At 60.5% G+C, this 21,606-nt stretch carries 14 protein-coding genes; 6 read left to right on the top strand and 8 right to left on the bottom strand.

Annotation, left to right across the window (positions count from 1 at the left end):
* Window positions 1–24: 24 nt before the first annotated feature.
* The 3 genes from RGAI101_RS18915 to RGAI101_RS18925 form a co-directional block, all read right to left on the bottom strand.
* Window positions 25–4,875, bottom strand: coding sequence for a beta strand repeat-containing protein (locus tag RGAI101_RS18915; protein WP_008229648.1), 4,851 nt, complete (start codon window positions 4,873–4,875; stop codon window positions 25–27).
* A 181-nt stretch (window positions 4,876–5,056) separates the two neighbouring features.
* Window positions 5,057–5,950, bottom strand: coding sequence for a glycosyltransferase family 2 protein (locus RGAI101_RS18920; RefSeq protein WP_008229735.1), 894 nt, complete (start codon window positions 5,948–5,950; stop codon window positions 5,057–5,059).
* Between the two features lie 82 nt (window positions 5,951–6,032).
* Window positions 6,033–6,698: a DnaA N-terminal domain-containing protein gene (locus RGAI101_RS18925; RefSeq protein ID WP_254655315.1), complete on the bottom strand. Its 666-nt coding sequence runs from the start codon at window positions 6,696–6,698 to the stop codon at window positions 6,033–6,035.
* Window positions 6,699–7,127: 429 nt separating this feature from the next.
* Here RGAI101_RS18925 and RGAI101_RS18930 point away from each other — a divergent pair, with 429 nt between their 5' ends.
* The 6 genes from RGAI101_RS18930 (at window position 7,128) to RGAI101_RS21350 (ending at window position 17,856) form a co-directional block, all read left to right on the top strand.
* Window positions 7,128–8,438, top strand: coding sequence for an AAA family ATPase (locus RGAI101_RS18930; RefSeq protein ID WP_008229542.1), 1,311 nt, complete (start codon window positions 7,128–7,130; stop codon window positions 8,436–8,438).
* Window positions 8,435–9,499, top strand: coding sequence for a ParB/RepB/Spo0J family partition protein (locus RGAI101_RS18935; RefSeq protein ID WP_008229714.1), 1,065 nt, complete (start codon window positions 8,435–8,437; stop codon window positions 9,497–9,499). Before RGAI101_RS18930 ends, RGAI101_RS18935 begins: the two co-directional genes overlap by 4 nt.
* 574 nt (window positions 9,500–10,073) lie before the next feature.
* On the top strand, window positions 10,074–11,510 hold the full coding sequence (gene icmH, locus RGAI101_RS18940; protein ID WP_008229503.1) for a type IVB secretion system protein IcmH/DotU: 1,437 nt from the start codon (window positions 10,074–10,076) through the stop codon (window positions 11,508–11,510).
* Window positions 11,507–14,779, top strand: a complete 3,273-nt coding sequence (tssM, locus tag RGAI101_RS18945) for a type VI secretion system membrane subunit TssM (RefSeq protein WP_037230096.1) — start codon at window positions 11,507–11,509, stop codon at window positions 14,777–14,779. Before icmH ends, tssM begins: the two co-directional genes overlap by 4 nt.
* 168 nt (window positions 14,780–14,947) lie before the next feature.
* Entirely contained in the window at window positions 14,948–15,763 is an 816-nt protein-coding gene (locus tag RGAI101_RS18950) for a PP2C family protein-serine/threonine phosphatase (RefSeq protein WP_008229704.1), read from the top strand.
* The gene (locus tag RGAI101_RS21350) at window positions 15,760–17,856 is read left to right on the top strand and encodes a serine/threonine protein kinase (RefSeq protein WP_008229528.1); all 2,097 of its coding nucleotides are present in this window, start codon (window positions 15,760–15,762) and stop codon (window positions 17,854–17,856) included. The genes RGAI101_RS18950 and RGAI101_RS21350 overlap by 4 nt, the downstream gene beginning before the upstream one ends.
* A 95-nt stretch (window positions 17,857–17,951) precedes the next feature.
* Here the strand turns inward: RGAI101_RS21350 and RGAI101_RS18960 are convergent, their stop codons facing one another.
* The 5 genes from RGAI101_RS18960 to RGAI101_RS18980 are packed head-to-tail and all read right to left on the bottom strand — an operon-like array spanning window position 17,952 to window position 21,455.
* The gene (locus tag RGAI101_RS18960; RefSeq protein WP_008229634.1) at window positions 17,952–19,535 is read right to left on the bottom strand and encodes a hypothetical protein; all 1,584 of its coding nucleotides are present in this window, start codon (window positions 19,533–19,535) and stop codon (window positions 17,952–17,954) included.
* Entirely contained in the window at window positions 19,532–19,936 is a 405-nt protein-coding gene (locus RGAI101_RS18965; protein WP_008229825.1) for an ExbD/TolR family protein, read from the bottom strand. The genes RGAI101_RS18960 and RGAI101_RS18965 overlap by 4 nt, the downstream gene beginning before the upstream one ends.
* Before the next feature lies 1 nt (window position 19,937).
* A complete protein-coding gene (locus tag RGAI101_RS18970; protein ID WP_008229486.1) occupies window positions 19,938–20,408 on the bottom strand; it encodes an ExbD/TolR family protein in 471 nt (156 codons plus the stop codon).
* A 15-nt stretch (window positions 20,409–20,423) separates the two neighbouring features.
* Complete coding sequence (locus RGAI101_RS18975; RefSeq protein WP_008229672.1) at window positions 20,424–21,050, bottom strand: MotA/TolQ/ExbB proton channel family protein; 627 nt, start codon at window positions 21,048–21,050, stop codon at window positions 20,424–20,426.
* A gap of 24 nt (window positions 21,051–21,074) precedes the next feature.
* Complete coding sequence (locus RGAI101_RS18980; RefSeq protein ID WP_008229841.1) at window positions 21,075–21,455, bottom strand: hypothetical protein; 381 nt, start codon at window positions 21,453–21,455, stop codon at window positions 21,075–21,077.
* Window positions 21,456–21,606 lie beyond the last annotated feature (151 nt).

The raw sequence follows: 21,606 nt of genomic DNA on the forward strand, positions 1-21,606 counted from the left end.
GTTTCTCTCTTTCAGCAGACCGCTTTAGAACTGAAGCCTAAGCTGACCGGTCAATGCATAGCTGTCGATATCTTTGCCCACACGGGCATCGACCCGAATGGCAGCGTTCAACTGGCGTGCCCCTCCTGCGTCATTGGGGCTCAGCAACCGGACATAGTTGAGACCGGCACTCACCTCACCATAGGACCCCACATTCGAGATTTTGAGGTCCCGCGTCGTGCCTGTCGGTGAGGTAAAGACAGCTTCGCGATCGGACCCGAAGTCGTTGTACAGAGTCGCTGTCCCGAAATAGCTCAGGATACTGACTTCATCATCAAGCAATTTGGACTTGGCCAGTGTGCCACTGATGAAACCGATGCGGCTCTTGCTATTTTTCAGCGTCAATGTGCCGTCGGTGCCAAGGTCGATCGTATCAGTCTCGTTGTTGGTAAAGGCAAAGCCCGCCGACGAGACAAAGCTTAGCCCCGGGACATCCCCGACCGGCCAGGAATATCCGACCGCGCCCGAAAGCGTCTGACCGCGGTTGTCATATTTCTCGTCCGTCAGGTCAAAACCACGGTTCGCGACCACTTCGAAGTTGGTCGAACTGAACCTGGTCGCCTCGTAGCGATATTGCAGGTCACCAAAGAACCGTCCGCGCGCGGCGGTCATGTAGACACCTGCGTACCGCTGCAGAATGTCGGTTTCCGTGAAGCTCAGCAATTGGGTCGTTGCGGCACCGGTGTTCGGATCGATAGCAAAAACATTGTTGCTTGTGCTGCCTTGGTTCACACCCAAAAGGCCACCGAACGCCAGATCCCATCCGTCATAATGACCGTCAAAGCAGGCGAAATCGCCCCCCAGCTGTAGACCGCTGTAGTTCAGGGACACCGGCGATGTACCGCTTTGGCCCGTGGTCTGATCCGAGAAGGACCCGTCCACATCGGCGCTACCGCCCGTCATCCGCGCCCAAGTCCCTGCCCCGCAAGGATCGACGGATTTATCGCCGGCAAAGTCGCTCACGAACGGGCTGGTAGGCCGGTTGATCACCGCGTCCACAAGCGTCTGGGTCAACCCGACAGTCGCAGCAAGGTTCGTGATCCCGGTGTTGATCCGGCTTTGCAACAGCACCGATCCCGCCCCGTTGTCCTGAACGAAATATTCAAATGCCGCCGTATCGGGAAGGCCTGTGATGCTGCTGAAACTCAGCGTGTTGGTTGTTCCGTAGGTGAAGATGTCGATGTCCGAAATATCGCCTTCGGTGCCGACATTGGTAAAGGCCAATATGATGTTGCCGGAAAGCGCGCCACCAACCGCAATCGTATCAGACTGCGTCGATCCGTCACTCAGGTCCACATCCAGCTGAACCACCCCGTTCAGATCAGCATCGCCATTGATGGTAAGCAAACTGGTCGGGTCGCCGTTCTGCATGTTGAGGGTACCGGATGCCGCAGACAGATTACCGGTAATCACGCCCGTCGTGCCCGTGGCATTCAAGGTCCCCGTGTTGGTGAAGTTGCCAGTGACGGTTGACCCGATGTTGAAGGTCGCGTTGTTGGTCACATTCCCGATGGTCCCACCGCTCAGGCTGAAGGACCCGCCGTCAATCGTGGTCGGCCCAGTGATCGTCCCGCCGGTCATAAAGCTGTCACCGCTGTTTCCGGCAAAGCTGGTTGTCGTACCGCCGTTAAGGTTAACGGTCCCGCCGTCATTCGCGATCCCGCCGTTGGCCGCACCCGCCGTCTGCGTGAATGTCCCCGTTCCCGAGGTGCTGGTCTGTCCGGTCAGCGTCGCACCCGCGTTCGTCACCGTGCCGTCGGCCACCGTGGTGGTGCCCGCGACCGTGCCGCCATTCAGCAGCGTTTCACCGCTCGTGTTCGTCAGGCTGGCCACGTTGCCCGCAGTGACCGTGATCTCGGTCGCGCCGCCGGTGGTACCCTGGTTCACCAGCCCCGCCACGTCGCCCGCGGTCAGCGTCAGCGTCCCGTCGGTCAGCGTCGTTGTGCCCGCCAGTTCAACCGCCCCGCCCGTCGTGCCGTTTACCACGACCGACCCGCCCGCGATTGTCGTCGTGCCGGTCACCTGCCCGTCGGTCACCGTGCTGGTGCCCGCCGTCGCCGTGTTCTCAAGGCTCGCCGCCGTGCCACCGTCGAGGTTCACCGTCCCGCCGCTGTTCTGCACCGCGCCCGAGGTCCCCGCCGTCTGCGTGAATGTCCCCGTCCCCGAGGTGCTGGTCTGTCCGGTCAGCGTCGCACCCGCGTTCGTCACCGTGCCGTCGGCCACCGTGGTGGTGCCCGCGACCGTGCCGCCATTCAGCAGCGTTTCACCGCTCGTGTTCGTCAGGCTGGCCACGTTGCCCGCAGTGACCGTGATCTCGGTCGCGCCGCCGGTGGTACCCTGGTTCACCAGCCCCGCCACGTCGCCCGCGGTCAGCGTCAGCGTCCCGTCGGTCAGCGTCGTTGTGCCCGCCAGTTCAACCGCCCCGCCCGTCGTGCCGTTTACCACGACCGACCCGCCCGCGATTGTCGTCGTGCCGGTCACCTGCCCGTCGGTCACCGTGCTGGTGCCCGCCGTCGCCGTGTTCTCAAGGCTCGCCGCCGTGCCACCGTCGAGGTTCACCGTCCCGCCGCTGTTCTGCACCGCGCCCGAGGTCCCCGCCGTCTGCGTGAATGTCCCCGTCCCCGAGGTGCTGGTCTGTCCGGTCAGCGTCGCACCCGCGTTCGTCACCGTGCCGTCGGCCACCGTGGTGGTGCCTGTGATAGAACCCCCATTCAGATCAGCCGTGCCACCGTTATTCTCAAGGCTGCCCACGCTACCACCATCCAGATCGAAATCGGCGCTGTTGATCACCGCACCGTTGATGACGCCCGTGGTAAGCACGCCGGCATCATCGTTGACGATCAACTGCGCGCCATTCTGGTTGGTCACCGACGTGACCGTTAGCGTCCCGTCAACGGTTATGATGGCACCGGCACCATCACTGACAATCGTATCCCCCGTCGCGTCCATCGTCGCGCCATTGTCAACGTTGATCGTGCCGCCTGCATTGTTCTGGATGGCACCGCCAGCCGAATTCACCGTCGTTGTGCCGGCGTTGAAGTTCAAAGCGCCTTCATTGGTGATGACCCCGGTTTGAACGTCGAAAGTCTTGGCACCCGCATCGTTGAAGTTCACGATACCTGTCGACAGGTTGTTGTAATTGCCGGTCGTTTCAACCAACGAGCCGCCGCCAAAAACGTTGACGATACCCGAGTTATTGGTGGTGTTCCCCGTCCCCGTCAGCGTCGAATTGGCGTTGACGTTGATCGTCGCACCATCTTGGTTGGTGATCGCAGAGGCGCTTAGGCTGGCACCCGCGCCCCCCGCACCGATCTCTGACAGACCATCGTTCGTGAAGGTCCCGATATTCGTCAAGGCATCGCCGTCATCGATATCGACTGTACCGGTGATATCGGCTCCATCAAGATCACCACTGCCTGCAACCGCGCCGTCGAACGTGACGTCGCCCGTGACCGTGTTACCGGCACCGATTGTGATGTTGTTCGCCTGAATGGTTACCGCACCAGTGCCGGCGTTGACCGCGCCGGTGTTTTCAAAGGTGTCCCCGAAACTAAGCGTGGACGTGCTATTACCGGTGTTCGTGATACCGTTGACGTTGGTATAAGACAGCGCAATTGTCGTGGTATTGCCGTTGGCGTTGATGATGCCGTCAGCGGTCAGCCCGCCGCTCAATTGACCACCGCCCGCATTGACGGTGCCGGTGTTGGTCACAAGACCGGAAATCGTGCCCCCCGAAATGTCGACCGTACCACCGTTCGACACGGTTGCGACAGAGCCGCTGTTCAGGTCAAGCACCCCGGTCGCATCGACGGTGGTATTCCCGCTCATCGTTCCGCCAGCGACAGTTACCGTGCCTGTCGTCACCGTGGTGGTGCCCGCGACCGTGCCGCCGTTCAGCAAAGTCTCGCCCGATGTGTTCGTCAGGCTGGCCACATTGCCAGCCGTCACCGTGATATCCGTGGTGCCGTCCGTTGCCGCGCTGTTGACGAGTGCATCGATATCGCCCTTGGTCAGCGTAAACGTGCCTGCGTTGACTGTCGTGGTACCCCCAAGTTCGCGGCTGCCATTCGTAGTGCCATTCACGATAAGCGCGCCACCGTCGACGGTCGTCGCGCCCGTTACCTGGCCGGCAGTGATGGTGGTACTGGACGCTGCATTGGTAGTGTTGGTCAAAGCGGCGATCAGGCCGCCATCTATTGTGACGATCCCACCGTCGTTGGTTAAAGAGCCGGATAAAGTGCCACCATTAATGTCGATCGTGCCGAAGGTGACGGAATCGTTCTTCGCCGTGATGGCACCCGAAAGGGCACCGCTGTCAATTGTCAGCGTTCCGTCCAAAACATCGACGTTCCCGCCTGCTCCGCCGTTCAACTTCAGCTCGCCCGCCCCGATCTTGCTTACGCTGGTGGCGACGTTTGCGGTTATCGTGCCGACCAGACCGCTATCGACGGAAACGTCGCCGGCAATCGTCAATTTTTCCGCACCGCCGGAATCTGCAACCGTTATGCCATCCGCCGCAAAGGTCAGGTCATTCACCGAGATGTCGGTCGCCAAATTCAGGGTATAGCCGCCCGGTGCAGGTAATGTGGCGTCGTCGCCATCAGCAAAGTCAACGCTCGTCCCCGTGGCATCCAACCAGTTAAGAGCGCCGCCGCCAACTTCCCATGTTCCATTTCCGCCGATTGCCGGCGCGGTGTCATCTGATGCGCGGCCGATGTTCCATTCAAGAGAAGATTGCGCCATCGCGGTCGACGCCGACAATGTCAGCAGAAAAGTCGTGCTCAAGGCAATCGCGCGCGCGCCGCGCAGATAGAAACGACCTTCAAAAGAAATCATTGGAACCATCCCCGGGAAATATTTTTTAAAATTTTCTTACTCAAACACGGAAAATTTTGTCGATCAATTGTTATGCAAACAAAATGACCTAGAAATTTTTAGGGCTGTGGCCTTTCTGCCCTTCATCATTCGAGGTTTCAGACGGCTCCGCACCCTATGGTGCAAGCCTCCGAAAACGGCGTCAGGCTTCGGTTTCTTGATCTGCGCCGAAATGTGTCCTGAACCACGCGGGCAGCGACACCCGATACTTGAAGACCCTGGATCTGCTTCTCAGGACGTTTTCTTTTTCGTCTCTCATTGGATCCGACACGATGGCGACGTGTGCCTCGTCCCGTGCCTGCACCCATGCCCGGTCTTTATACAGCGCCAGATTTGCGTAAAACCGCGCGGCATCCTTTTCGGGGTCCTTCCATGCCGCACCGGGCAGGCCTTTGCCTTCGGCATTTCCGACCTCGGTCCTGTGGCGGTTCGCGATCTCTAGCGCATCCAGATTGGCATATTTCAGGTGCATCAGATACACGCCCTTTGGCAGCTCGAACGGGGCCGATGCCAGCTTGCGGGTTCCCACCCAGATGCCGTGGCGCCACAACGCCGTGCCGCGTCTGGTCGCCCATGCCTTGCTGTAATGCCCGGAAAACACCGCCTTGGACCTGTGTCCCAACGCCATCTCTCCGGCTTTCAACACCTTGTCGTCGATCACTTCGGCAACATTCAACCCCAGGGCAAAAAGTGCCGTCGACGATGCCGCCTCGAAGACTTCTTTGATCGAGGGGTAGATCGCTGGATCGAAACAGATCAATTCATCCGCGTCGGTACGGATCACCCAATCGTAAGAAAGGCCCAACCCGTCGGCAAAGCTGTTCAACATCTGGCCCCGCCGGCGGTCGAACCCGTCAAAAATATCGCGGGGGATCGTGATCACGCTGGCCAGCGGGCAGATTTCCGCAATCTTCGCGTCATGGCCATGGGCGACGACATATAGATTGTCAGGGCCCAGCAACCGTCCGTAATGGGTGTACCACTGCGATAGCGCCCAGTAGTCTTTGTAAACCATTGTGATTGCGCATATCTTCATGCGGTCATTTATGCTGCTTCGCCAAAATTAGACAAGACGTTTTGCCGGTATACTCCAGTAAATCCTGCCTTTCGATAACGCGCTACGCCTCGAATTCCACCCGCGCAACCGGCCCCAGTTCCGTTTCGACAGCAGTGACAAGCGGGCGCATCAGATGGGTTTCGATGTACCGCTGGGCGAACTTGCTTGGGGCGCGCAGTTGCAGAATACCCTTTTCAAAGCCGATGTATTTCAATTGCGAAAACCAAGCATTGAACTGGTCCGCGTTTTCCTTGGCAAGCCGGGCCATCGCGCGTTGCCAGGTGCCGGGCGCGCTTGAGGCCGCATCGCCGCCCGCTTCGGCCGGTTTCGCATAATCACTCAGCTGTACAACCTTCACAGGGCTTTCGCCTTGATAGCGCCCCTTCATCCGAAGATCGAAATCAGGCCCTACAAGCGACCAGCAATGCTCTGACAGTCTGGCAATTTCAGCATAGTTCAACTGATAGGCTGCCACCCTGCCCCGCACGCCGCCGCGTTTGCAAATCAGGATCTTGCCGTCGATCAGCCGCTTGATCTCGCGTTTGACCGTCCGCTCGTTCACCGACCACATCCGCGCCAGATCACGCTGGCCCACGGTCAGTTCATCGGCGCGCCAGTTGTACCGCGCTGTCACCGCCGCGATCAGCCGCATCAGCGTCGTCTGCAAAGTGGGAGATCCGTTCAGACCTGCGACGCTGAGCGCGGTCAGCAGGTCGTATTTTATCACGCTGGCTTCTGGCCCAGTCAGCCGCATTGGATTCATTGGTTTCTGTCCGCCCGATTGATCGTATATTGCCTCACGGATCAGCCTCTTGTGGGCCGATTCCGTTTATGTGTTTTAGAAAGCGCTAAATCCCGTCTTCTGTCAACCCATTGGGAAAAGCGGGATTTACCTGAACCTCTTCTAAAATCTGAATAGATTAAGGTTAATAGGTTAAGGGGGACAGTTAGATGTCACCCTATAGGGGGGCTGCTGTCACCGAAACCCCTTAAAACCCAGACCATCTGTCACCAAAACAGCCCTTATCGCGAAAAGCCCTTTGATTTACGCGCAAAGGCCGCTGACCGTCTCTTTGGGGAATCCAAAATTTAGGTTTTGCCAAATTCCCGAAATCCCGTTATTGGGAATGCGAGGATAAAAAACGCGAGTAGATAGATGAGAGACCATAACGACCTGCTTACCATGAACGAGCGCAGCTTGGAACAACAGGCCGCCGTGCGGCGCGCGACGTTCTCGCCGGGCGAAATCAAGGCGCTGCGCCCGTTCTCGATCTGGGAGATCAGCCAGTTCATGTTCGATGTCCCGGCCGACACCTTGCGCAAGAAACTGGCCGATGATTCCACCCTGCCCCAAGGTCTGACCGAAGAAGACGGACGTCAGCGGTGGTTCAGTCTGGAGGAGATCAACGAGTTGCGGCGACGTGCCCGGTTTCGCGGCCGCAAGTTGCTGCCCGAGCGGCCAAGGGGGCGCGCGATGCGTGTCGCCGTTTCCAACTTCAAGGGCGGTGTCGGCAAGACGGTCGTGGCCCAGCATCTGGCCCATGCCGCCGCACTTGATGGCTACCGTGTGCTGTGTATCGACTTTGACCCGCAGGCGACCCTGACCCATTCGATGGGCCTGACCGAGGTCAAGGAAGGCAATACCGTCTGGGGCATCATGTGCCGTGATCTGTGTCGCGAGGCCAACCGGATCATGGAAAGCTACGATGACCCGGATGATTGCCCCTACCCTTCCGCGGACGAACTGCCCGAAGACGTGCAATCCATCGGTGCGCAGCGGTTTCAGGATTTCATCCAGCAGACCTGCTGGCCGACGATCGATATCATCCCGTCCTGTTCCAATGCGGCCTTCGTCGAATTTGCTTCTGCGCAGTATCGGTCCTTGCACAAGGCCTGGAGCTTTTTTGGTTGCGTCGCACGGTACCTGGATGAATTGCCGGACGATCAATACGACATCATCATCTTCGACTGTCCGCCCGCCATTGGCTACCAGTCCTTGAACGCAGCTTTCGCGGCAGACATTCTTTATATCCCCTCGGGTCCCGGCTATTGGGAATATGACAGCACGACCAGCTATCTGGGCCAGTTGGGCGATGCGATGGCCGATATCTCCGAAGGGTTTTCCGCACTGGCAGCGGACGCCGGGATCACGCTTCCGAAACAGTTTTCAGACATCCGTTTGCTGATGACCCGCTTTGAATCCACCAACCCGCTGCACAGTGCCATGATGGATGCGTTCAAGAACGTGTTTGGTGCCGACGTCTGCGCCCACCCGATCGAGATGACGCGCGCGGTTGAACAATCGGGCCGGTTCCAGATGTCGGTTTACGAACAGGACTATCGCCAGATGACCCGCGAAACGTGGAAACGGGCGCGGCAAAGTTTTGACCGGGCCTATGACGAATTTATCGAAACCGTCCTCGCGGCATGGAAAGAGAACGGTGCCAAGAAGGAGGCGGCAGAATGAGCAGCAAGAACAAATTCGGATTTGCGCCCGTCGATGCGACAGCACCCGTGAAACGCCGGACCCGCGAACCGGGGCCGATGGGCGCTGCGGTGCGTGATGTGGCCGAAAACCTGCAAGAGGCGACAGAAGCCAAGATCGAACAGCGCCGCCAGAACGCCAGTGACGCCAAAACCTTCCGCGAGGCAGAGGCCCAAGGGCGTGTGCTGTATCAGATCGCCCTTGCCGAAATCTTTACCGATGATCTGCCGCGCGACCGCCTCGCGCTTGAAGAGGTCGCACAGTCGGACGAGATGGAGGAGCTCAAGGCGTCAATCCGTGCGCGCGGTCAACGCGAACCCGTCGAAGTCTATGTCGGACCAAGCGGGCGGTATCAGCTGAAGAAGGGCTGGCGCCGGTTCACCGCGCTTTCGCAGCTTTTCACCGAGACGAAAGACGACCGCTTTGGCACGATCACTGCCCGGATCGAGGCGGGCGGCGAAGATCGCATGTCGCGCTATGTCGACATGGTCGAAGAAAACGTGGTGCGCGAAGATCTGACCTTTGCCGAGATGGCGCAGGTTGCGATCACGGCGGCACAGGACGAAAGCGTTGATGAAATCGATCCGGCGGAATTGGTCAGCAGGCTGTACAGCGCGTTGCACAAGACCAAGAGGTCCTACATCAAAAGCTTCGTATTCTTGCTGAGCGCGCTTGGCGAGAGCGTCCAGTTCCCCAAGGCGATCCCCCGCAATCTGGGTGTCGATGTCGCGCGTGCCTTGCGCGCGCCGGAGCAAGCGCAAGAATTGCGTGCGAAGCTTGACGCGTGCAGCACGGCGGAAGAGCAGAACGAAGCGCTGAAGTCGTTCATCGACGTGACGCAAAAGCAGGGCAGGGCACCTGCAGCAAGGTCGGAGCCGAAGCAGAAGTTCGAGTTCTTCGTTGGCAAGACGAAGGTTACCGCGCGTCAGGGTGAATGCCGGTTGGTGAGCGAGTATGACTTTGCCACGATGCCGAAGAAGCAGCTTGAAGACGCGGTGCGCGCTTTCGAAGAAGTACTGAATGGCGGCCCGCGCATTCGGTAACCCGGCGGTTACCCATGGGTAACACTGCATCAGGTGTTACCCATGGGTAACCGGGTAATCCAGCGCTGCGGCGGTCTGCAAACATACAAAACCTGCCAAGCTGCGGCTTTTGGGGTTGCGAAAATTCGTAGCATCACTGTTAAAGCCTGAAGCGTGCTGCTTAAGCTGTTTTGCGCCCTAAAAACCAACCAACCTATTGAAATAAATGAATATTTGGCGAAATTGGGCTCGTGGTGAGCGTATTCGCCCCGCAAACGGCGTCATCCCCTTGAAAGGCCGCCAACCCGGTGTATTTCAACCACGGTAAGGGGGGTAAAACTTTGTTCATTTGCGCGCGCCGCGCCTTTGTATTGACAGTGGCGATGGAACGTCGGCAATGGCGCAACTTGACGGAAACAAAGCGAACCCCCAAAGTAACGCTCAAAGAGCAGCAATTGGTAGCCCCGAAGCGATTTTCGGAATCTGCGAGCGGGGTGTAAAAACCGAAATTAGGTGAGAGAATTACAATGTTGGCGCATCCGCACAAAAGGCCGGTTCTTCGGGTGCATCCAACGCAGCACGCCGGGCGGTCGAAATGACGTCCGACAAAGAAAATCCTGACAAGGGCAGCCGGCCGGCCGCAGGGCAGGTGCCGTCAGGCCAGACCGCAAGCAGCCAGCGTCCGCGCCCAACGTCGAAAACCAAGACATCATTGGGCGACGATGAACGCACGATTGTCGGGCCGCGCCCTGTATCGCCTGCAAAGCCTGCCTCCCGGAAACTGACGCTGTCCGACGTCCTTGGGCGTCAGGCGCGCAGCGGGGGGAGCGCATCCAACCCGATGATCGCCGCCGCGAACGGGGTGCTCGAGCTTTTGGGTCTGTTGCGCACGGGGCTGGTCGAGATGGACGCGCTGAGGTTGCAACGCCATCTTCATGCCGCGCTGACCCAATTTGAAGCAGATGCGCGGGATGCCGGGCTTTCGGACGCGGATATAAACGATGCCCGCTATGCGCTTGCAGCCACCTGCGACGACATTGCGCAGAACCTTCCGGGCGCGAACCAGGTCTATTGGAAGCGCCACAGCCTGACGGCCCATTTCTTTGCGGACCCGAATCCGGGCGTCGGGTTTTTCATTCGTCTGCACCGGATGTCCGGCAATCCGTCCCGGCACGCCATGACCCTTGAGCTGATGTTCGTATGCCTTGGATTGGGCTTCGAGGGGCAATACCGCAGCGCACGCGACGGGCAGGTTGCCTTGTCGAACCTGAGGACGGACCTGTATCACCGGATCCGCAGCGTCGTGCCGCGGGCCTATCCCGACATGTCCTGCAACTGGGCCCCCGTCGTGCTGAACGGTGCGCGGCGGCATCATCGTGTTCCGTTGTGGATCATCACCGGCATCGGGGCGTCGATGGTGGTGGTGCTTTACGGCGTGCTGGCCTGGACGTTGACAAAGGAAGCGCAAGCCGCGCAATCGGCAATCATCGCCCTGCATGACCCGACCGACCCCATTGCGATTGAACGGGTTGCCCTTCCCGATGTGCCGGTCGAACCGCAGGTGACCGTATATGAAGCGCCCAAGACCGGACAGGTTGATCGGGTCCGCGACCAGTTGGCAGACGAGATCGCAGCCGGTCTGACCACTGTCAGCGAAGAGGGCGACTTTATCGCTGTGCGTTTGGGGGAGGCCTTGCAGTTTGGCGAGGGGGCCGCTGTTCTTGCCAGCGAAAGCCCGATCATCGCGCGTATCGCCACAGTGCTTGAGAATGAACCCGGTTCGATCATTGTCGAGGGGCACAGTGACAACATCCCGCTAAGCGGACGGGGCCGGTACAAGACCAACGAAGAGCTGTCGGCCGCCCGCGCAGCCGCTGTGTCCGATGTGCTTGCGCAATACATGTCCGATCCTGACCGCATGACGGTCGAGGGGGCAGGGGCGTCAAAGCCTCTGGTCCGGGCCGATACCCCCGAGGCGCGATCCCGGAACCGCCGCGTCGATATTCTTTTGCTCAAGGAGCAGCGGTTGTGAGGACCTTGACCAAAGCCGTGTCGACCTCTGTGTACCTTCTGGGTGCGGCAGCACTTTGTGCCGCGATCTGGTTCGGCCTGCCGATCCTTGGCGTCGACATGCTGGCCATGCCAGAACTGCGCGCCGGGCTGATCGGGGCGGTCTTGCTGGTCCTGCTGGTGGCCATGGTGCTGCGCCGCCGCAAGCGCAAGCGGGCGGCACGGTCACTTGAACAAAGCCTTGTCGCCAGCCAGGTCGGCGACGGCGAAGTGCTGGCGGAACGCATGCAGGATGCTTTGGCCCAGCTGAAGAAATCAGGCGGGGCGACCGCGCTCTATGATTTGCCGTGGTATGTCATGATCGGCCCACCGGGGGCCGGCAAGACAACGGCGCTGGTGCATTCAGGTCTCGATTTCCCCGGCACCGATCCACGATCCGTCGCGGGGTTCGGCGGCACGCGGAATTGCGATTTCTGGTTCGCAAAGGACGCCGTTCTGGTTGATACCGCAGGGCGCTATACGACGCAGGACAGCGACGCGCAGGCGGACCGCGCCAGCTGGGGGGCGTTCCTGGGGCAGCTCAAGGCCGCGCGGTCGGACCAGCCGATCAATGGCATCATCCTTGCCTTTTCGTGCACGGACCTGATGACCGCAGAAGAGGCCGAGCTGAACGCCCATGCCGACACCATCCGCGCCCGTCTTGCTGAGGTTCATGAAACCTTGCGCACCCATGTGCCGGTCTACGTCATTTTCACCAAGGCAGATATCATCGCCGGTTTCCGTCAGTACTTTGGCGGGTTTGAGGAAGCCCGCCGCCGGGGTGTCTGGGGCGTCACGTTCCAGACCCGCAGCCGCAAGGAACAGACGTGGCAAACCGTGCCGGATGAATACGCCCGTCTGATGACCCGTCTGTCGGACGAGGTCAGCGACCGGATGGCCGAAGAACTGGACAGTGCCACGCGGATCGCGATTTACGGGTTCCCGAACCAGATGGAGATGCTTGAGCCCAAAATCACCGGCTTTCTGCGCGGTGTGTTCGAAGGGGCGTCGCAGACCAAGGCGATCTTGCGCGGGTTCTACTTTACATCCGGTACCCAGGAAGGAACGCCGATCGATCAGGTCCTGGGGTCGATCGCGGCCAATGGGGCAGGGGGGATGCAACCTGCCTTCATGTCCGGTCGTGGGCGCAGTTTCTTTTTGCACGACCTGTTGAAAAAGGTCATTTTCGCCGAACGTGACTGGGTCGGCTATGACCGCAGGCGGATGGTGCGCCGCACCATTTTCAGGGGGCTTGCCAAGACGGCCATCGCGACGGCCTGTATCGCGGCGGCGGGCGCTTTCGGCTACAGCTTCTGGAACAACGCGTCCCTTGTCCGCGAGGCGAACGCGCAGACCCAGGCCTATGCGCAGCGCGCCGATCTGCTGTTGAACAACCGCTATATCGAAAACGCGGCGACGCGTCCTTTGTTGCCAGCCCTTGCCGCTGTCCGTGCCATTCCCGCCGGCTATGCCGACCCAAGGCCGCAGACCGCGCTGGAACAGTTTGGCCTGTCGCGGCGCGATGTCCTGCGCGGTGCCGCAGTCGAGGCGTATTCGGACAGTCTTGAGCGATTGTTGCGGCCGCGCATGATGCTGCTGGCCGAACGGCGCTTGGCGGATGCCTTGATCAGGGAAGATCACGCCGAAGCCTACCGCGCGCTCAAGGTGTATATCCTGCTGGCCAAGGAACAGAACGGCCGTGACGATGATCTGGCGATCCAAAGCTATTTCGCGCAGGCATGGACCGAAGAATATCAGGTCTCTGGGTCGGACAAGGATTACCGCGCGATCAATGCGCATCTGGCGGCAATGCTGGCCCTGGACGACCGTGTTTCGCCCCCGATCAAGCCGAACAAGGCCCTGGTGGACCGCGCGCGCGAGGAACTGTTCGATCTGCCGCTGGCTGTACAGGTTTTGACCGTCGCCCGCAGCGAGGCCGCAGTGTTGCCGCAATGGCATCTGGCCGATGTGCTGGCCGAGGCGGACAGGCTGCGCCTGACGGATGGCCGCGCTGCCAAGACGCTTGTGTTGCCCGGGCTTTTTACCTTTGACGGGTATTGGGATACCTTTCAGAAAGCACTTTCCAGGGCGCAGGAAACTGTTGACGCCGAAGCGTGGGTATTGGCCAAGGCAATTACAGCCGCGTCCGAGCGTGCGCGCCTGACCGAAGACGTGCATACGCTATACGCCCAGCAATTTGCCGCAGAATGGAACGGGATGCTGGGCCTTGTGGCAGGCAATAGCGACGTGACCATGCTGGCCGCCTTGGCCGATGTGATCGCGACCCAAGCACAGGTGGCGCGTTTTCTGGATCCTGACCCCGATACGGGCCAAGAGTCCGATGCCCTGCGGACTGTCAAGGGCATGTGGCCGCAGCTGAGTTCGATTGATCTTCGGCGGCGGGCAGAGGAGATCGCGCAAGGTTTCAAACCCTGGCTTGGGCTGGTGCAGGGTACCATGGGCGCGCGGCCGGTCGATACGGTCATCAAGGATCTGACCGCCCTGTCGACCGATCCCGAAAGATTGCAAGAGGTGGCCACCCGCGTCGCGGCATTGCCGCCGCTGGTGGGGCGCATGGCGGGCTATGCGGGGCTGGCGGGCGCAGAGACCGTTTTGACGCGTGATGTTACCGACGTGTGCCACGAGAAGATTGCGCCGTTTTACCCGTTCGGGGGCGAAACGGCAAAGCCGCTGCCTGTTGCCGATTTCGGCGCTTTCTTTGGCTATGGCGGGCAGGTTGACCGTTTCTGGCAGACATATGGGGGGAAAGGCAGTGTCGTGCTGCCGGTCTCTGAATCGGTGCAGGCGGAATTCGGCAAGCTGGATGCGTTGCGCGCCGGTCTTTTCGAGGCGGGATCAAGCGTGCCCAAGATGGCGCTGAACCTGCGTCTGGGGGGCGTGACCAAAGGCGTTACGTCCGTGGACGTCGATCTGGGCAATGGCGTGCAGCGCCTTGTGTCGGGCGGACCCGGCATCGTCATCGACTGGCCTGCGAACATCAATGGCATGGTCTGGACGGTGAACGGCGATCTGGACGACGTCGGGACGCTGACGCTTGATGCTGGTCCCTGGTCGGTGATCGACCTGATACGGCGTGGCGGGGATGTGCAGACCGAAGGGGCCAACGTGGACATGACCCACCGTGCAGGGTGGCACGCGTTCCGGATATCCCTTGGCGTTGAAGGCGGGACGAAGATGCCGTTCCTTGATCCGATCTGGCAGGATTTCACCTGTCCCGACCGGTTGGAGTGACCGGCAACCGGCCTAGCCACAGGGGGGGCCAGGGGCAGGGTGGTTGACCGCATCAGGATCGCGGGCGGAAAGAGGGTATCGCGATGCCCCTTTCGATGCCAAAGTGACATGATCTGATTGCGCGTGGGTCAGGTGACGGACGAAATGCCTTGAGGAGGGCCGGCAGAAATGAACGCAAAGATGGTGGCGTCGGTCGATGGCATGATGGCCTTTGAAACCAGCACGCGCACGGACGTCGGTCGTGTCCGCAAGTTGAACGAAGACAGCTTGCTGGCCTTGCCTGAATCCGGACTGTGGGTGGTTGCAGACGGGATGGGCGGACATACGGCGGGCGATTTCGCAAGCCAGACGATCGTGGCCCAGATGAAGACGATCGGCCTGCCGACAGGGGCCATGGATTTGCGGGCCCGGTTCATGGACCGGCTGACAAAGGCCAATGCCCGTATCCATGCCCATGCTGCCGAAATTGGTCAGAAGACGATCGGGGCCACCGTCGTGGGGCTGTTGATCCAGCAGGATCATTTCGCCTGCATCTGGTCGGGTGACAGCCGCATCTACCGGATGCGGGGCCGCAAGCTGACCCGCGTCACCCGCGACCACACCGAGGTGCAGGCGCTTTTGGATGCCGGTTCCATCACCGCCGAACAGGCAGAGGCATGGCCCCGCAAAAACGTGATTACCCGCGCGATTGGCGTGACGGACCTGCCCGAATGTGACATGGTCGAAGGGAAGCTGGCTGATGGTGACGTTTTTCTTTTGTGTTCCGACGGTTTGACTGAATATTTTGACGACTCCGAATTGGCAGATGTATTATACGAAGGTGTGGATTTCCCGCTTGAGGGGATGTGCGCCCATTTGGTTGGCACCGCGCTTGCGCGGGGGGGGAAAGACAATGTTTCCGTTGTCATGGTCCGCTGCCAACAGCTGGATTTACCGGGATTTGCCGTTGATGGCGATTATCCCGAGCTTAGAGGATTGCAATGAGCGACGAGAAAAAGACGTCTGACAAGACACCGGACACGGGTGCAGACGACGATGACAAGACAATCCTGTTCAGTCCTCAGCCTGCCGCACCTGCGCCCGCGCCAGACGTGCCCGAGGACGATGACGACCGCACCATCGTCGTGCGCGATACGCCAAGCGCGCCTGCACCTGTCGCCGAAGACGACGCCGGCGCTAGCGTTGAAGAGATGCCCCAAAGCGAAGTTCAGACCGTTCCGGTCGAACCTGCGGCCCCCGAGCCGGCCAGCGCGGCCCCGGTAACGGAAACGCCGTCCGTTGTGGCCCCGAATGCAGGGATCGTCAGCTCTCCGATCACCTCGCTTGAACCGGGGATGGTCATCAACAACATGTACCGGGTCGAAGAAAGTCTGGACCAGGGCGGCATGGGCCGGGTGTTTCGCGGCGAGGAGATCGGCACCGGTGAATCCGTAGCGATCAAGGTCATTCTGCCCGAGATGGCAGAGGACACCAAGGTTGCCGACATGTTCCGCCGCGAGGCGCGCGTCTTGCGCCAGCTGCACCATGACGCGATCGTCCGCTATTTTGCCTATGTGCCGCCGGATGAGAACCTGAGCTTTCACGCGCTGGTCATGGGGTTCATTCAAGGCACCAAACTGTCGGACACGCTGAAAGAAGGTGGCCCGCTGAAGCGGAGCGATGTCATCAAGCTGACCATGCGGTTGGCCGACGGGCTGGAACGGGCGCATAGCATCGGCGTGGTGCACCGCGATCTGTCGCCGGATAACGTGATGCTGCAAGACGGCGATATCGGCAAGGCGGTGTTGATCGACTTCGGAATCTCGCGGTCGTCGACCGTCAAGGACGTCACCATCGGCAACGAATTTGCGGGCAAGCTGAAATATGTATCGCCCGAACAGCTGGGATCGTTCGGGGGACAGGCCGAGGGCCCCAGCGATGTCTATTCGCTGGGTCTGCTGATGATCGCGATGCTGATGGGCAAGCCCTACAACATGGGTGGCAACTTTGCCGAAGCGGTGCAGCTGCGGATGAGCGTGCCTGACATCAGCATGGTGCCCGAGGAATTCCAGCCGATGCTGCACGCGATGTTGCAGCCCGACCCCAAGCTGCGCATGTCCGGCATGACCGAGGTCAAGGATGAGCTGCGCGCCATGATGGACGGAGAGGGCATGACGACGCGGTCGCGTTTGACGATGCCCGTAACGGAGACGGCGCAGGACCGGTCCGTGCCCGGTTTGCAAGCGGTGCCATTCGCGTCGACCAGCACCGGGGGGCAGACCAGTTCACCGCGCACCATGGCACCCACGCGTTTGCCTGATCTTCCGGCAAAGTCCAGTCGCGGGCTTGTCGCGACACTGATGGTCGCCGGGTTGGCGGCAGTTGGCGGGGCTGCGGTGTTTTTCGCCGGTGATTTCATGGCCGGTGGCAGCACTGATGGCGGCAGCACAGCGTCTGATCCAGTCGCCGCCGGGCTTGAGCGTACGGTGGGCAGCCGCGCCACGTTTCTGGCGGAAACCGTGCCGCAGGACTGCGCCTATGCCGCGCGCCGGACACACGGGGATGTGGCGGGTCTGATCGAAGGGTTTGCCCAGAACCTGACGCCCTTGCAGGGCATTGGCGACGCGTATGGGGCCGCATTTGGCAGTACGCCCGATGTCGTGCCGCGCAATGTGACGGCACCGCAATGTGCCGTGCTTGATTTTGCACGCAGCCTTCAGGGCACCAACGGCGGCGGGGTCGAACTTTCCCTGACGCAAAGCACGCTTTCGCGGTCCGAAGGGGTGCAAGGCACCTTGCATGGCAGTGCGGGACGGCAAAACTGGCTGGCGCTTGTTGATCCGAACGGGCAGGTCTTTTCCCTGATGCGGCAGTTCGATGACGCCATCGGGGACGAGCGGCGGTTTGCATTCCGGCTGCCCTCGGCGGCACCGGGTATCTATATGCTGGTGGCCACGGCGTCAGACAGCCCGTTGGTACGCGCTGGTGCCATGCGGGACGGAACGCAAGCCTCTGACATCCTGCCGTTGATGACCCGCGAGCTTGCAACCGACGGGCAGGGGGCGGCGGATGTCGCCTTTCTCGAGCTGACGCGATAAGGATAAATGCGCCTCGTGCGGGGCGCATCCCTGTGTTTACGGCAGCGGAATGGGCTGAAAACCAGCGTCCCGATAAGCGCCTGATCAGCGCCCGATCAACGGACGTCGAAGGTCGCGACCCCGAATACCATGTTGCGCAGGGTATCACCGGGGATTGGCGCGAAGACGGTTTGCGAAACATTCCCGATGCGGGCTTCGATATCCAGGGGAGCGGCCTGCGTCCCCAAGGCGAGCAGGATTTGACGGGTGGCACGCACTGGCCCCGACCGTGCGACGGGGGCGGCAAATACCGGTACATCATCTTCAAGACGAACGAAGGGTGTCATGTCCTGCACGACGCCATTGTCATCAATCAGCAACAGCGTCACGAACAGCCCGCCCGCGCCGATAACACGGCCGTTCAGCGTGTCCCCGCTTGCGAGAGACGTGCTTTCCAGGGCCAGGCCGATGCGGCTGGCAGGATAACTTTCGGCCTGACGCAGAATATCAAGCGTGGCGCATTGGCGGGGGTCGATCTCTTCTCGGGTTTGCACTGGCTCGAAGCCGAGGTTTGCCGTCACGCGTTCTGCCAGATCATCCAGAACGTCCAGATCTGTCCCGATCAGAGAGATGCCAGCGCCTGGATTTCCACTTGCCCGTCGCGGCAGGATCAGCGTGCATTGGGTTTGCGGCAATGCGCGGATGCGACGCAGCAACTGACCGATGGCGATATCCGAGGCTGTCGGATTGGGCAACGCGCGCGGTGCCGGGGGAGGGGAGGCTGCCGGTGTTTCGTCCGCTTCTGGTGCGGTCGCTTCTGGCTCGGTTGTTTCCGGCGGGGTGGCTTCGGGTTCGGGCAGCACAACGGGTTCCGGCGCGGCGACGGCTGGCGTGTCGAGCGGAATTTCCGGCACCGGTTCAGGCGTCAAAAGAGCGAGAACATCAGGCTCGGGCGAGGCTTCGGGGGTTAGCAGCAGGGCGCTGTCCTGCTCCGGCCCGACATCGGCAACAAGGCCGCCACGGCTTTCGGCCAAGGGGTTCAACACCGTGTCGTCAATCGGGCTGATCCCCTCGATCGCGAGCAGCGACGGTGTTTCGGGTTCGGGTTCAGCGACTGTCGGAAGGGGCAGGGGGGCTGGTTCCGGCTCTGGCACAGGTGCAATCACCGTTTCTTCCGGCTGCAATGCTGCGACCTCTTGCGGGGCGGGCTCTGGTTCGATCGGCCGCTGTTCGACCACCTCCGGCTCCACTGGTTCGGGTTCAGCCGCCTCGGGTTCTATGGCTTCCGGTTCGGTGACATCCGGTTCCGTCAGCGCAAGATCATCCGGCTGGGTGACGTCTTGCTCTGGCGCAAGGGCAGTGTCATCGGGCGCGAGCGCTTCCTGATCCGGGTCCAGTGCCGTCAGGCTGTCAGGCAGTTCTGCTTCGGTCCGGGTATCCGGTTCCAGCGGGATCGCATCCGGCGGGATCAGCATGCTTTCGTCGATCACATCGGTTTCGCCCACGATCTCGGCATCCAGAATTTCCAGACTGACGGCAAACTCGGGCTCGGGCCGTTCGGATTCCACCGGATCAGGCAGAAACGCGACCGCCCCCGACAGCATGAAAAAGGCAATGACCCCGGCATGAGTGGCCGCCGATGCGGTCATCGAACCGTACCATGCCAGCCCTTTTGCGTCAGCGTGCGGTAGAAAGCTCATTCCTCATCGCCCCCCGCATTGAGGTGGAGGGTGACAAGCCGGACTTCGACCGCGATCAGGGCTTCTTCGTCAAGGATGGTCAAGAGGTTCGCTGCCGTCATTTCCCGGTCGGTCAGGACATGCACCGTGGGGCTGTCGATCAGGGCGTCGGCCAAGGCCCCTTTTTCAATGACCTCACCGTCAAGCAACATTGCGCCGTCGGCCTGGATGATCAGCAGGGGATCGGGCAACAGGTCAAGCGGCAGGCGGGTGGTTTCCGGCAAGCTTACCTCGACTGTTCTCGAGCTCATCAGCGAACCGGTGGTGATGAAGAAAAAGATGAGCAGAAGCACGATGTTGATGATCGCCAGCGAGCTGTCGAATTGCGCACCCTTGCGGCGTTGAGGAAGGCGCGACTGCATATCAGGCCCCTTCGCGGGTGATTTGGACACCGGCGACATTGGCACCTTCAAGCGCCTCCAGCGCTTGGGCAACGTCCTGGACGCGCGCGGTATCGCCGACGATCAGAACGACCTGGCCAGGGGTGTCCTGGCTGCCGATGGCGTCAGCCAAGGACCCGAGTTGCGTGATGTCGTAATCCTGTCCTGCCGTGCGGACCGACCCGTTGCTGATCGTCCAAAGCGTGACATCCACAGTGTCGGAACGCGGCGGCGGCGCTGGCTTCGTCTCGTCTATGCCGGCACCGGCGGTCTGGTCATCGTTCGGGTCAGGGGCTGCGGCGGACGCGGTTTTCAGCGTGATCAGCGAATAGGGCGTCAGGCTTGTCGACAGCATGAAGAAGATCAACAGCTGAAACATGGCATCCGCCAATGGGGTCAAAACAAATCGGTAGCTGCGTTTGCGTTCCGGCAGCGGGACTTTTTTAGAGGCCATGCGATGCGGCCCCGATTATTTCGCCGCGTTCGGATCAACCCGCCCGTGGATCGCGGCAGACATGAGGGCCTCGATCATGTTGCGTTCGCGGTCGATCCGCCCTTCGAGCCATGTGGCAAGAAAGAAGGCGAAAAGCGCGAGCACGAGACCGGCGGCAGTGGTGGTCAAGGCGACGTAGATACCGCCCGCGAGGGTCGTCGGGTCAACGGCACCTTCGGTAACGGCCAGCACCGAAAACGCATCGATCATGCCGACGACGGTGCCAAGCAGGCCCAACATCGGGGCTGCCTGCACGACCATGTCCAGGGCACGCATCCGTTCGCTCATCGTGGCAAGTTCGATCATCGCGGTTTGGCGGCTCAGTTCCTCAGCATAGCTGACGTCGGTGGGACGCGCCTGAATGCCCGAAAATACGGCCTGAAGGATGCGGGACAGAACCGATTTGCGTTTGCCCGCTTCGCTGATTGCGTCATCGACGCGGCCGTTCAGCCAGTCATCAAGGATCTTTTCCGCCTGATTGCGTTTCCCCACGCCCATCCGTGCGAATTGGCCGGTCTTGTACAGGCCGATGCCCAAGGCAACGAGCGACAGCAAGCCAAGAAGCCCGTAGACAGTAAGGGTAGCGAGGTCAAAAATGGTCATGACAGTTCCTGTTTGGAGCTTGGATTACAGGCCAAAGGCAATATCGGTGCGCGATGTCACGATCAACTTGGACAGACATACATCGCTCTCGTCAGAGCCACCATCGGCGATGATGCAACTGGCCACGTCATTTACGATGATTTCGGACAAGTCTGCGCAATTTGAGGGAAGGTTGTATTGAACCACCCGCCGCTTGCCCGCGCTAAGCGATCCCAAGGGCAAGGCGAGAAGGTTGCGAAACACACCGTCTGCGCCGAAAACGGCAAGCCGCCAGGTGACTTCTTCAAAGTCCTGATCCAGACCGTTTTCACCGAAGAAAACGACCTGGCAAACACCTTCCGAAGACTGGATGGTACGGTTCAATTCCAATGATATACTGGGTTCGGCGTTCTGTGCAAAGGCCATTGACGCCGAAAGAAAAAGTGAAGCGGCCGCGGTTGATGTGAATTTCCCCATGCACCCTCGCAAATGTATGTTTTAAATTTATCTATACATTAGCGGTATTGGTCTTGGGCCTGTCAACTGTGAATTCAATAAAACCCCCGACGACTGCGCG

The organism is Roseobacter sp. GAI101 (assembly GCF_000156335.1).
In the GTDB taxonomy this organism is placed as follows: domain Bacteria; phylum Pseudomonadota; class Alphaproteobacteria; order Rhodobacterales; family Rhodobacteraceae; genus Sulfitobacter.